The sequence below is a fragment of the Aquisphaera insulae genome (assembly GCF_011064615.1).
Taxonomy (GTDB): Bacteria; Planctomycetota; Planctomycetia; order Isosphaerales; family Isosphaeraceae; genus Aquisphaera; species Aquisphaera insulae.
The window spans coordinates 1-13,031 of record NZ_JAALJH010000011.1 but is presented as its reverse complement, the minus strand read 5'-3'; the positions used below and the strand labels follow the sequence as shown (position 1 = coordinate 13,031).

Sequence of the window (13,031 nt, the reverse complement as noted above, 5' to 3'; positions counted from 1 at the left end):
GCGATCACCGCCGCCCTTCCAGCCTCAGCCTGTCCCATTTCGTCCGGAAGCCGGGCCGATCGAACACCTCGGGGTTGACGACCCCGCGGGGCCGACGGCCCTGCGCCAGCTCGACCATGCCCAGGCAGACCGTGCGGCCGATGTCGCGAAAGAGCTCGTCCGTCCAGGCGATGCAGTGCGGGGACAGGAGCACGTTGTCGAGCTCGCCGAGCGGGTGCGGCCGGGTCACCGGCTCCTCGGCGAAGCAGTCGATCGCGGCACCGGCGATCCGGCGCGCACGGAGCACCTCGACGAGGGCGGCCTCGTCCACGATCCCGCCGCGGGCGGTGTTCAGCAGGAAGGCCGTCGGCTTCATCAGCCCGAGCTCGCGGGCGCCGATCAGGCCGCGCGTCTGGTCGTTGAGCGGGCAATGGATCGAGACGAAGTCCGCCGACGCCATCAGCTCGTCCAGCGTCACGAGCCGGACGCCGAGCCCGGCGGCGGCCTCCGGATCCGCGTGCGGGTCGAACGCCAGGGGCGGATTCATGCCGAAGCCGGCCAGCAGCGGGAGGAGCGCCCGGCCGATCCCCCCCAGGCCGATGATCCCGAGCGTCCGGCCGCGGAGCTCGCAGCCCATGTAGCCCGAGCGTTCTTGCCACTTGCCGGCGCGGACGAGGGCGTCCTTGGCGCGGACCCGATGGGTCAGGGCGAGCATCCAGGCGACGGTCGCCTCCGCGACGGAGCGGTCGACGGCCCCCGCGGCGATGAACAGGACGACGTCCGCGGCCGTGCAGGCGGCCACGTCCACGCTGTCATAGCCGACGCCGAACCGCCCCAGGGCCAGCAGGTCGCCGGCCGTCGACAGGCTGCGGGCGCTCACGCGGGGCGTCAGGACGATCAGGCCCGCAAGCCCGGCCGACTGGTCCGGCCCGAGCTCCGGCCGGTGCTCCGCCAGGTACTCCACCGCGATGCCGGGGACGCCCTCGAGCACGTCCAGCCCGATGTCTCGGTAGACCGGCCGGCCATCCGGGCCGATGAAATCGCCGGTCAGTCCCACCGTGAAGCTCACCGCCATGGGTCGCCCTCCGCGGTCGCGCAGCCCTCGTCCACCACGATCCGCTCCGGGCGTGGTCCCGCATAGACCCAGAGCATCTCCATCGGCCCGTCGGACTCGTTGATGAAGTAATGGACCCGCCCGCGCGGTTGCAGGGCCGTCGCGGCGTCGCTCATGGCGTGGCGCCGGCCCTCGACGACGCACGTCGCCCGGCCCGAGAGGATGCAGATCGACTCGTCGAAGTCGTGGATGTGGGCCGGGAGCCGGCCGCCGGGGTGGAAGAGGCCGTAGCCGCCGCTCATCTCCATCCCCTCCATCAGGTCGACGTTGAAGAAGTCGATGAACTCGGTGTTCGGACCGGCCGCGAACCTCGGGGCCGTGGCATGCCGGTTGATCCGCTCGGCGCCGGGCGTGCCGGCCGACGCCGCCGGCATCGACGTCCGCGGCACGGGCCGTTCGACGAGGGTCCGGACCGGGGCGTCCGTCGCCATGGCGATGTGGAAGACCGCCGGCTCGCGAGCCGACAGGTTGCGGACATGATGGGCCAGGCCCGCGGGGATGACCGCGTTGTCCAGCGGGCCCAGCTCATAGTCGCGGCCGTCCGCCTCGATCGCGGCCCGGCCGCGAACCAGCGTGATCGACTCGCCGAACGGGTGCGTGTGGCAGGGGAGCTCCGCGCCCGGGGCAAACGTGACCAGCCCGGTGGTCAGGTTGCGGGCGCGATTGTGGGTCCCGACCAGGCACTCGAAGACGACCCCGCGCTCGATCTCGGTCCTGGGCCCGGAGCCGACCGGGGCGATCACTTCCGGCCGGTCGGGCCGGAATGACTCCGGCGGCCGGGCGAGCGGGACGGGGCCGGGGGCCGACGCCGGCCCCGGGGCCGGCGATGCCCCGAGGCGCCGATCTCGCCCCGCGGCCTTCAGGACCCGGTGCAACGCCCCCAGGAAGAGGCCGCCGTCGAGCCCGACGCCGATCATCCGGAAGCCCTGCTGACCACGGCGCACCAGGTCCTCCTCGCCGGCCGCCACCACGCCGCAGTGCTTCCCGGCCCGCCGGAACACGTCCTTCGCCGACAGGATCGCCTCCGCAACCCCGGGCCCCTGCCACTGCCCGCGATGGCCGACCGTCGCGGACAGGTCGGCGGGCCCGAAGAAGAAGACCTCCACGCCGTCCACCCGACTCATCGCCTCGACCTCGCACAGCGCCCCCACCGTCTCGATGATCGGCACGACCAGGACGTGATCATTCGCCGTCGCCGCGTGTTCCGCCAGGCATTCGCCCCAGCCGGTCGCGCGCTCCGCGCCGATCCCACGCGTGCCCTCCGGAGCGTACCGCGCGCAGGCCACGGCCCGGCGGACCTGGTCGGCGGACTCGACCCAGGGGACGACCACGCCGTCGGCGCCGAGGTCGAGCGCCCGCTTGATCAGCCCGCCGTTCAGCTCGGCGATCCGGACCAGGGCGACGGTGTCGCTCCGCGCGCAGGCCCGCAGGTGCTCGACGATCTCCTTCCAGTCGAGGTGGCCGTGCTCGGCGTCGATCACGACCCAGTCCAGGCCCAGGCCCACCGCCATCTCGGTGATGCTCGGCGACTCCAGCGTCACCCAGAGGCCAAGCGCGGGGACGTCGGCGGCGAGCCGGCCCCGCAGTTTCCCGATGGCGTCCGGATTCATGACCTCAGCCCGCCGCTTGGTGGTGCCCTTGACCGGGCGGTCGCACATCTGATGATCAGTGCTCATCACGTTAGGGTGCCGGCGAGGGGGAGTCAAGCGGCCGATCATCGCCCGGGTCGAACGGCCGTGCCGACGCACAGGCATTCGGCTTGACGAATCCGGTTGACGCATTTATCGTCCGAACACCTCTCCATTCGACGCTCGAAGGCCACCGATAACTCGAGACGTGCCATGGTCATCTCCTTCGAATGCCCCCGCTGCGCGAAGCGATACTCGACGTCTCTGGAGTGGGCCGGCAGGAGGGTGAAGTGCAGCCGGTGCGGCGAGCGTGTGCAGGTCCCTATGCCCCCCGCCGACGAGACCCCGGACGACCAGGGGACGGCCTCGCCCGGCTGGTGGGAAGAGGACGACTCGCCCGTCGCCGCCGCCCGGTCGGGCCGCCCCGCGGGAGCCGGAGCCTCGAGCCCGGCCGGGGCACGCAGCCCGGCCGCCGGCCGGATCTCGAGCGAGCGGTCCTGGGACCTGCCCAGGAATCTCCGCATGCTCCTCGGGATCGCTGGCATCCTGGTGATCCTGGGGGCCCAGGTCTATCCCCTCTATCGCAGCCATCGGAAGGATCAGGAGCGGCAGCGCGCCCTAGCGGCGAAATACTCCGCCCGGAAGGGGAGGATCCTCCCGAGGAAAACGGTGCCGGAGGGCCTCGACCTGACGGACTGGACGTTGCCCTCGTTCGGCGAGCCGACGGCCGCCGTCGATATCGAGCCCGGGATCCTGTTCCGCGAGATCCCCATTCTCACGCCGCCCGGCGAGGCGGAGCCCCGGCCCGGTCACCGGGGAAAGCTGTGGCTCTACCTGCCGGGCGGAGAGCACGCCCCGCATTCACTGCCGTGCGTCCTGATCACCGGAGCGGGCTCGAAGTTGATCGCCGGGATGGACCTTCACGAGTCGGCTCGCGCCGAGCACCTGCCGTACGCCCGCGCGGGGATGGCCGTCCTGGCCTACGAGCTGGACGGCATGCTCACGGAAGCCGCGGAGGCTGACGTGAAGCTGACCGTCAAGGCGTGCTCGGACTTCCTCCGGGCTCAGGCTGGACTGATCAACGCCCACAACGCGATTCAATACGCCATCCGGCACGTCCCGACGATCGACCCGGAGCGTCTCTTCGTGGCCGGTCACAGCTCGGCGGGAACGCTTGCCCTCCTGGTCGCCGAGAACGAGCCTCGCGTCGCCGCCTGCGCGGCCTATGCACCTGCGACCGCTCTCCCGGAACACATCCCCCTCAACGCCATGGAAATGCTCACGCCGGTCATCGACGGGATCGCCGACCTCTACGGACGATTCAATCCGTCCCAACATGACGACAACCTGACGTGTCCCATCTTCCTGTTCTATGCAGAGGACGACGCGAGGTTCGCCAGCAAGGTCCGAGCCTTCGGCGAGAGGCTCCGCGCCAAGAAGAAGGACGTCTCGATTTCGAGCGTCCCCGCGGGAGGCCATTACGAGTCGATGATCGATGAGGGGATGCCTCGGGCCATCGAGTGGCTGAAGTCTCTTCCCCGGCGGGATCATCAGCCCAACACTCATCCTTGAGGCCATGCACCTGGGACGATCCGGGGAATACCGGAGCACGAGGATGGCCTCCACCGCGGGCGCGGTTCGATCGTGAGTAGCCGGGCCGGACGTCATCACGCCCCGCCGTCCGCCCCGGCCGGTCCGGAGAGGATCGCGGCCAGCCTGTGCAGGTCGATCGGCTTGACCAGGTGGTGGTGGAAGCCCGCCTCGCGCGAGCGGGCGCGGTCCTGGTCCTGGCCGTAGCCGGTCGTGGCGATGAAGGTGGCGCCGCGGCAGCTCGGGTCGGCGCGGAGGGCACGCAGGACCTGGTAGCCGTCCATCCCTGGGAGGCCGATGTCGAGGATGACGACGTCGGGGAGGAACCTCCCCGCGAGCTCGATGCCCGCGGGACCGTCATGGGCGATCTCCACCTCGTGGCCGTCCAGCCTGAGCAGCTCGGCCATCGACCAGGCGGCGTCGACGTTGTCGTCGACGAGGAGGATCCGCCGGCGTGACGCCCCCTGGCCGGCCGGTCCGTCGCTCGCCGCGACGGGCGCGGAAGCCGAGGAGTCCGCGGGAGGTTCCGAGATCGTCGCGGGGAGGGTGATGGTGAAGGTGCTCCCCCGCCCCGGCCCGGCGCTCTCCGCCTCGATGCCGCCGCCGTGCAGCTCGGCGAGCCGCTTGACCAGGGTCAGGCCGATGCCGAGTCCCCCCTCCGACCTGGCCAGGGAGCGGTCGTCCTGGGTGAAGAGCTCGAACATCTCGGGGAGCCGTTCCGGTTCGAATCCGAACCCGGTGTCCTGGACGCTGAGGACGAACGTCCCCTCGCGGAGCGAGGTCCGCACCGCGATCCGGCCGCCGTCCTCGGAGTACTTGGCGGCGTTGTTGAGCAGGTTGACGGCCATCTGCTCGAGCCGCGTCGGGTCCACCACGATCGCGGCGTCGCCATGGTCGAACGCGACGGTCAGCCCGTGCCCGCGCGCCTTCACGAGCGGGCCGACGGAGTGGACGGCCCGCTCCAGGATCGGGCGGACGTCCGTCGGCTCGGGCTTGAGGCGGATCTTCCCGCTGGCGATCCGGGAGACGTCCATCAGGTCGTCGATCAGGCGGGAGAAGTTGCCGACCTGGGCCTCGATGACGCGCCGGGCCCAGTCGTGCTGCTCGGCGAGCGCCTCGGCCCCGAGGATCTGCACCGCGCCGGCGATCGCGGAGAGGGGATTGCGCAGCTCGTGGGAGAGGGTGGCCAGGAACTCGTCCTTGCGGAGGTCGGCGTGCCGCAGGGCCTCGGCGTAGGATCGGCTCTCGGCCAGCAGCCGGGCGTTCTCCTCGGTCGCGGCCCGGAGCTCGTCGCGCTGGCGGGCGAGCTCGCGGCGCTGGCGGTCCAGGTTGAAGAAGACGTCGGCCTTCATCCGCAGGATGTCCGGATCGAGGGGCTTCTGGAGGAAGTCCACGGCGCCGGCCTCGTAGCCCCGGAATCGGCGCTCGCGGTCGGCGGTGCCCGCGGTGAGGAAGATGATGGGGACGCGCCGGGTCCGCTCGGTGCCGCGCATCAGCTCGGCGAGCTCGTAGCCGTCCATCTCCGGCATCTGCACGTCCACCAGGGCGAGGGCCACGTCGTGCTTGAGGAGGAGCTCCAGCGCCTCGAAGCCGGAGCGGGCCTTCAGGAGCACGACCCCGCGCCGCCGCAGGAGCGCCTCGAGGGCGAGCAGGTTCTCCTCCAGGTCATCGACGAGCAGGCAGTGGACGGGGTCCATCGGGGTGTCGATCATGGGCCGCTCCGTGCCTCCATGAGCCGGGCCGCGATCTCATCCAGGGTGAGGGCCTGGGCGCCGGGGCAGGCGTCCAGGGCCGCTTGCGGCATGGTCGAAGAATAGGCGAGGTCGGGGCGCTGTACCAGCCCGATCCCGCCGGCATCCATGATCGCCCGCAGGCCGCGGGCGCCGTCGTTGTTGGCCCCCGTGAGGACGACCCCGATCAGGCCGGGGCCGAACGCGTCGGCGGCGGACTCGAACAGGACGTCGATCGACGGCCGGGAGAAGAGGACCGGCTCCTCGCTGGAGAGCGAGAGCGAGCCGTCGCCCTCGACCAGCAGGTGATAGTCCGGCGGCGCGAGATAGACCGTGCCGGCCGCGATCGGCTCCTTGTCCTCGGCCTCCCGGACGTCCACCAGACAGCGGGCCCCGAGCAGCCCGGGGAGGAGGCTCTCGCGATCGGCGGGCAGGTGGACGACGATCAGGATCGGCAGGCGGAACTCGCGGGGGAGCTGGGGGAGGATCGCCAGCAGCGCCTCCACGGCGCCGGCCGACGTCCCGATGACGATCGCCCGCGTGCTCGCCGCGCTCACCACTCACCTCGCTTCTGGTAGATCCGCTCCTCGCGGACGAAGTCGGCGAAGGCGTCGGCGTGGGAGGAGAAGCGGAGGCTCTCCTTGGCCCCCAGCCCGAGGAAGCCCTTGCGGGCCAGCGAGTCCTTGAAGAGCCCGACGGCCCGATCCTGGAGGCCGCGATCGAAGTAGATCATCACGTTCCGGCAGGAGACGAGCTGCACCTCGGCGAAGACGGCGTCGGTCACCAGGCTGTGGTCCGAGAAGACCGCCCGCCTCCGCAGGCTGCGGTCGAAGACGGCGGACCCGTAGGCCGCGGTGTAGTAGTCCGACAGCGACGACTTCCCCCCGGATGCCCTGTGATTCCGCGTGAAGGTCGGGATCCGGTCCATGGCATAGACGCCGGCCTCGGCCCGGGCCAGGGCCTCGGGGCTGATGTCGGTGCCGTAGAAGAGGGTCCGCTCCTCCAGGCCCTCCTCGCGGAAGAGGATCGCCAGCGAGTACAGCTCCTCCCCGGCGCTGCAGCCGGCCACCCAGACCTTCAGCGAGGGGTACGTCCTCAGGTGCGGCACGACCGATTCCCGGATCGCCCGGAAGTAGTCCGGGTCGCGGAAGAAGTCGCTGACCTGGACCGTGAGGAACGAGATCAGCCGCGGCAGCGTCGCGGCGTCGTGGAGCACCAGCTCCTGGAGCCGTGAGAATGTGGGCACGCCGAAGTGCTCCCTGGCCTGCACGAGCCGCCGCTTCATGGACGCCATCGAGTAGCCGCGGAAGTCGTAGTGATACGCGCGGAGGATCGCCTCGAGGAGCAGGCGGATCTCGATGTCCTCGGTCTTCTCGTCCATGGCCATCCTCGCATACGCCGTCCCGGTCCGCTTCGTGACGCCCCCCCGGGGCCCGCCTCCCCATTCATCGCGGCATCCAGACCCGGACGAGCGAGAGGAGCTTCTCGACGTCCAGCGGCTTGGCCATGTAGTCGTCGGCGCCGGCGGCCAGGCAGCGCTCCTGGTCGTCCTTCATCGCCTTGGCGGTCAGCATGATGATCGGCAGCTTCTTCCACTCCGGGCGATTGCGGATCTCGGCGGTGGCGGCCAGGCCGTCCATCTCCGGCATCATCACGTCCATGAGCACCAGGTCGATCGCCGGGGCCGCGTCGCCGATCGTCGCCTCGAGCGCCGCGATGGCCTCGCGGCCGTTGCGGGCCACCTGCGCGACGGCGCCGCGGGACTCCAGGGTGCGCATCAGGGCGAAGACGTTGCGGACGTCGTCCTCGACCACCAGCACGCGGCGGCCCTCGATCGTGGCGTCGCGGCTCCGCGCCTTCTCGAGCATCACCTGCTGCTCCGCCGGCAGCTCGGAGACCACCTGATGGAGGAAGAGCGTCACCTCGTCGAGCAGCCGCTCGGGGGACTTCGCCCCCTTGATGATGATCGACTTGGAGTAGCGACGGAGCCGCTGCTCTTCCTCGGGCGAGAGGTCGCGGCCGGTGTAGACGATGACCGGCGGGAACGAGTACGTGTCCTCGCGGCTGAGCGTCTCCAGCAGCGAGTACCCCGAGGCGTCCGGCAGCGAGAGGTCCAGCACCATGCAGTCGAAGGTCGAGTCCTTGAGGAGGGCCAGGCATTCGGCGGCGGTGCCGGCGCCGACGGTCTGCACCTCGTGCGAGCCGAGGAGCTTGCCCAGGCTGTCCCGCTGGACCGGGTCGTCCTCGACCAGGAGGACCCGGCGCATCCGCTGGGCCAGGCGGGATTCGAGCTGCCGGAGGGCCTGCGCCAGCTCCTCGCGCTTGACCGGCTTGAGCATGTAGCCCACGGCGCCGAGCTCCCGGGCGACCCGGGAGTAGTCCCCCGCGGAGACGACGTGGACGGGGATGTGGCGGGTCCGGGCGTCGTGCTTGAGCCGGTCCAGGACCGAGAGCCCGGAGTGGTCCGGGAGCCCGACGTCGAGAACGACGGCGCTGGGGAGGTACTGCACGGCCATCGCCTGGCCCTGCTCGGCGGTCGCGGCCACCAGGCACTGGAAGCCCAGCTCATGGGCCAGGTCGCGGAGGATGCGGGCGAACGCCTCGTCGTCCTCCACGACCAGGAGCGTCCGGCGGTCGCCGATCAGGACCTCGCGGTCGTCCGGGACCTGGGCGGGGGCCCTCGCCGCGACCGGCGCGGCCGCCGGCCGGGGGGCGGAGGACGTCGAGGCGGCCGGCTCGACGGGCTCGGCCGCGGCCGCGTCGGCGACCGCGGTCGGGCTGGGGGGGGCGGCCGCGGCCGGCCTCCTCGGCTCGGGGGGGCGATAGGTCCGCGGCAGGATCGCCGTGAACGTGCTCCCCTTGCCGGGCTCGCTCTGGAGCCGGATCTCGCCGCCGAGGAGCCGCGCCAGCTCGCGGGAGATGGACAGGCCCAGCCCGGTCCCGCCGTACTTCCGGTTGGTGGTCCCGTCGGCCTGGCGGAACGCCTCGAAGATCACCTGCTGCTCGTTCCCCGCGATGCCGATCCCCGTATCCGCGACCGCGAACTCGATCCGCCCGTCCTCGCGAGGGGCCGCCTCCAGCCGCACCTCGCCGGACTCCGTGAACTTGACCGCGTTGGAGAGGAGGTTCTTGAGGACCTGATCGAGCCGCTGGCGGTCGGTCTCGATCGTCTCCGGGCAGCCCGGCCGGACGTCGAACCGGGCGCCCAGCCCCTTCTCCCGGGCGAGCGGCTCGAAGACCCGCGCCAGGCCGTCCACCAGGTCGACGATGCGGACCGGCTCGGCGCGGACGTCCATGTGCCCGGCCTCGATCTTCGAGAGGTCGAGGATGTCGTTGATCAGCGTCAGGAGGTCGTCGCCCGCGGACCGGATCGTCTCCGCGTACTCCACCTGCTCCGCCGTCAGGTTCCCCGTCGGGTTGTCCGCCAGCAGCTTCGCCAGGATCAGGGACGAGTTCAGCGGCGTCCTCAGCTCGTGCGACATGTTCGCCAGGAAGTCGGACTTGTACCGGCTGGCCCGGGCGAGCTCGCGGGCATGGACCTGGAGCGCGTCCTTGGCGCGCTGGAGGTCGTCCCGCTGGGTGCCGAGGATGGCCGTCTGCTCCTCGAGCTGGCTGTTGGACTGCTCGAGCTCCACCTGCTGCTGCTCGAGCCGGACCTGGGACTCCTTGAGGGCCCTCCCCTGCTCCTCCAGCTCCTCGTTGGAGACCCGCAGCTCCTCCCCCTGCGCCTGCAGCTCCTCGGCCTGCCGCTGCGTCTCCTCGAGCAGGTCCTGCAGGTGCGTCCGGTAGCTGGCCGACTGCACGGCCACCCCCAGCGACCGCGAGACGCGATCCAGCAGGTCCAGCACCAGGCCGTCGGGCGGGTGGAGGAAGCCGACCTCGAGGACGCCGTTGACCCTGGCGTCGTCGACGGCCGGGGCGATCACGAGGTGACGCGGCCTGCCCCTCCCGAGCGCCGAGCCGATCGTCAGGTAGCCGTCGGGCACGTCCCGGATCAGGCGCGTGCGGCGGTCCGCGGCCGCCTGCCCGAGCAGGCCGTCGCCCAGCCGGAAGGCGGCGGGCACGTCCCCGTCGGCGGGCACGCCATGGGTCGCCACCCGGCGGAACTGCCCCCCCGACGCCGCGAAGAAGGCCCCGGCCTGGACGCCCATGTAGCCGGCCAGGAACCCGAGCACGCTCTCCCCGAGCTCCTCGAGCCGCCGGTCGCCGGCCAGCGCCTCGTTGACGCCGATCTGGCCGGCCTGGAGCCACTCCTGCCGCTTCCGCTCGATCGCCCGGCGGCGGACCAGGTGGGCGATGAAGCCCGAGAGGGCCGTCCCGAGCAGCCCCGTCAGGACCCCGCTGGCGATCGCGACCTTGTAGGCGGACTCCATCTCCGCGATCCGTTGCTGGCGCCTCGCCCGCTCGTCCTCCTGCATCCGGCCGACCTGGGTCCGGACGGCATCCATGGCCTCCTTGCCGCGATCCGTCACCACGATCTTCCGGGCCGCCTCGAACCCCTGCGACCGCCGCACCTCGATCGTCTCGGCCATCTCGGCCAGCTTGCCGGCAACCTGTTCCTTGATGGCGGGCAGGCGGGCGGCCTGCTCCGGGTTGTCGGCGACCAGCCGCTCCACCTCGCCGAGCCGCTGATCGATGACCGTCCGGGCCGAGACGTACGGATCCAGGTAGCGATCATCGCCGGTGAGGACGTAACCCCGCTGCCCGGTCTCGGCATCTTTCATGAGCGAGATGATGCCGTCGAGCCTGGAGAGGATGTCGTGCGTCGCCACGACCTGCCGCGCGACGAGGTAGAGCGTGCGGGTGTTCCAGTAGGCGATCCCCCCCATCGCGGCGAACGAGAGGACCACGGCGAGCAATCCCACGAAGAGCCCGCCCCTCGTCTCCTCCGCCGCGGCGCGTCGTATCGATTCCGGCATCCCGCCTCCGAACCGCGAACCCGTCGGCCGCGACATCACGTGTGGGCGGCCCTTCGAGGAGTGCATTCTACGGAATGGGCCCTGCTCCGGAACATCCCTGCCGCCCCCCTGGGGGCGAAAGAACCGCCCCGCCCGGCGATCGAGGCCCGCTTGCGGCCCGTCGCGGCAGGTCGTATGCTCGTCCCGGGCTCGCCCCGAATGGCTCGGGGGGCCGGGAGCGAACGACGATGGGACTCGACCGACGCACGATCTTGACGACCGGGGCGACCCTGGCGGGAGCGGCCATGCTGGGAGCTGAGGTACAGGCCGACGGCGCGAAGCGCCCCGAATTGCCCGAAGGGGCGGTCATCCTGACGGCCGCGATCAAGGCCAGGGCGGACGAGGTCGAGGCGGTGAAGGAGGCGTTGCTCTCGCTCGTCGAGCCGACCCGCAAGGAGGCCGGCTGCATCTGCTACAACCTCCACCAGTCGAAGTCCGAACCGACCGAGTTCGTCTTCTACGAGATCTGGTCCAGCCAGGCGGACCTGGACGCCCACGGCAAGGCCCCCCACATGAAGGCCCTGGGGGCCAAGCTCAAGGACCGCACCGTCAAGGGGGGCGGCGTCACCTTCTTCAAGCTGCTGGGCTGAACGAGGGGCGCCGCGAGCCGTCGATCAGGGCGTGCCCATGCCAAGGGGCCTGCGCAGGAGGGGCCGGGCCAGCCAGCCCTCCGGGGGCTTCCCCCCCCGGCCTTCGCCCGCCGGAAGAGATCGGCGGCCCGATCGTTGCGGCCGGCCTCCGCTTTTCCGCCGGCGGGATCCACGCCCCTGGTTCCGACGGGCTGAAGCCGCCGTCGTCCGAGCCGAGGCCGGGGAGGCTACCTCCCCGCGGCTTTCAGGTAACGATCCAGGAACGCGAAGGTCTCCGCCTTGGTGCGCGACAGCTCCGGCTCGCCCCAGCCGTGGGAGGCGCCCAGGAGGAGCTCGACGCGGCCGGGCACGCCGGCGGCGGTCATGGCGTCGGCCAGCTTCGTAGCCTGGGTATGCGGGACGAGCGGATCCTTGGTGCCCTGGAAGGTGAGGATGGCCGCGTCGCCGCTCGAAACGAAGGTCAGGGGAGACGCCTTTGCCGCGAGCTCCGGCTTCTCCTTCGCGGTCGCGCCGAGGAAGTCAGCGACCAGCGGCCGCGAGCGAGCCGGGATGTCGTCGGCCGCGAGGTCGGTCGGGCCGAAGAAGTTGACGACGGCGAGGATCTTCGTATCCGACTTGCCTTCCGCGTCAGGGCCGGCCCCTTCGAGCCCGTCGCTCGGGCCGGTGAGGCCGAGCATCAGCGCGAGATGTCCGCCGGCGGAGAAGCCCATCGCGCCCAGGCGGTTGGGGTCGACGCGATGCTCCTTGGCGTGCGACTTGACCCAGCGGACGGCCTCCTTCACGTCGTCGAGCTGGGCCGGGAACCGCTCCTTCGGGCAGAACCGGTACTGGGGCGAGACGGCCACGTAACCGTGCCGGGCGAGGTCCGGCATGATGATCTGGCAATCCTTCTTGTTCCCCCCGCGCCAGGCCCCGCCGTGGATCACGAGCACCGCCGGATAGGGCCCCCCCTCCTTCGGGCCGGTGATGTCCAGCTTCAGCTCGGCCTCGCCGACCTTCGTGTAGGTGATGTCCGTGAGCGTGACGATGTCGCCGGCCGCCCTGGCGGGCGGCTCCTGGGCGAGCGCGCTCGGGGCCGGGATGATCCCGGCAAGAAGCCCCAGATTGATCATGATGCGAAAGCGCATGGACATTTCGTCGTCTCCGGTCGGACGGTCATCGTGGCGGGTTCGGGCCCGACGATCACCATAGCGGCGATCACCGCCAGGCGGAAGGGAGTCGTCGGGCGGCCTCGTCGCGCCGAGATGGCCCGCCCAGAGCTCGGCCGGGATCACGCCCACGCTCGAGCCACGGCCCTTCGGGAGGGCGAGGGTGGCGAGATGAAAGGTTGGTATTGCCTGCCCCACACCCGGGATGCGGACGTGACGGTTTCTGTTGCGCCTGACGCGGCCCGCGATGCGGTTGGGAACCAGGCCCCGGCGCGATCGCCAGCCGGCGCCTGG

At 71.3% G+C, this 13,031-nt stretch carries 9 protein-coding genes; 2 read left to right on the top strand and 7 right to left on the bottom strand.

Annotated features, from left to right (window positions below; translation table 11 throughout):
• Positions 1 to 4: 4 nt before the first annotated feature.
• Both G6O54_RS08860 and G6O54_RS08855 read right to left on the bottom strand, forming a co-directional pair.
• Positions 5 to 1,054: an NAD(P)-dependent oxidoreductase gene (locus tag G6O54_RS08860; RefSeq protein WP_165223413.1), complete on the bottom strand. Its 1,050-nt coding sequence runs from the start codon at positions 1,052 to 1,054 to the stop codon at positions 5 to 7.
• On the bottom strand, positions 1,045 to 2,751 hold the full coding sequence (locus tag G6O54_RS08855) for an aldolase/citrate lyase family protein (RefSeq protein ID WP_165223412.1): 1,707 nt from the start codon (positions 2,749 to 2,751) through the stop codon (positions 1,045 to 1,047). Before G6O54_RS08855 ends, G6O54_RS08860 begins: the two co-directional genes overlap by 10 nt.
• Positions 2,752 to 2,934: 183 nt before the next feature.
• Between G6O54_RS08855 and G6O54_RS08850 the strand changes: the two genes are divergently transcribed.
• On the top strand, positions 2,935 to 4,293 hold the full coding sequence (locus G6O54_RS08850; RefSeq protein ID WP_165223411.1) for a dienelactone hydrolase family protein: 1,359 nt from the start codon (positions 2,935 to 2,937) through the stop codon (positions 4,291 to 4,293).
• A gap of 95 nt (positions 4,294 to 4,388) precedes the next feature.
• On the opposite strand, the gene G6O54_RS08845 is transcribed toward G6O54_RS08850, so the two are convergent.
• From G6O54_RS08845 to G6O54_RS08830, 4 genes are all read right to left on the bottom strand, one after another.
• Positions 4,389 to 6,023: an ATP-binding response regulator gene (locus G6O54_RS08845; protein WP_165223410.1), complete on the bottom strand. Its 1,635-nt coding sequence runs from the start codon at positions 6,021 to 6,023 to the stop codon at positions 4,389 to 4,391.
• Entirely contained in the window at positions 6,020 to 6,598 is a 579-nt protein-coding gene (locus G6O54_RS08840; RefSeq protein ID WP_165223409.1) for a chemotaxis protein CheB, read from the bottom strand. The genes G6O54_RS08845 and G6O54_RS08840 overlap by 4 nt, the downstream gene beginning before the upstream one ends.
• Positions 6,595 to 7,422: a CheR family methyltransferase gene (locus G6O54_RS08835; RefSeq protein ID WP_165223408.1), complete on the bottom strand. Its 828-nt coding sequence runs from the start codon at positions 7,420 to 7,422 to the stop codon at positions 6,595 to 6,597. Before G6O54_RS08835 ends, G6O54_RS08840 begins: the two co-directional genes overlap by 4 nt.
• Before the next feature lie 64 nt (positions 7,423 to 7,486).
• Positions 7,487 to 10,960 carry a response regulator gene (locus G6O54_RS08830; protein ID WP_205678713.1) on the bottom strand — a complete coding sequence of 1,158 codons (3,474 nt, stop codon included), beginning with the start codon at positions 10,958 to 10,960 and terminating at the stop codon, positions 7,487 to 7,489.
• 227 nt (positions 10,961 to 11,187) lie between these two features.
• Between G6O54_RS08830 and G6O54_RS08825 the strand changes: the two genes are divergently transcribed.
• Complete coding sequence (locus tag G6O54_RS08825) at positions 11,188 to 11,589, top strand: putative quinol monooxygenase (RefSeq protein ID WP_205678712.1); 402 nt, start codon at positions 11,188 to 11,190, stop codon at positions 11,587 to 11,589.
• 227 nt (positions 11,590 to 11,816) lie between these two features.
• On the opposite strand, the gene G6O54_RS08820 is transcribed toward G6O54_RS08825, so the two are convergent.
• Entirely contained in the window at positions 11,817 to 12,722 is a 906-nt protein-coding gene (locus G6O54_RS08820) for an alpha/beta hydrolase (RefSeq protein ID WP_165223404.1), read from the bottom strand.
• Between the last annotated feature and the right edge of the window lie 309 nt (positions 12,723 to 13,031).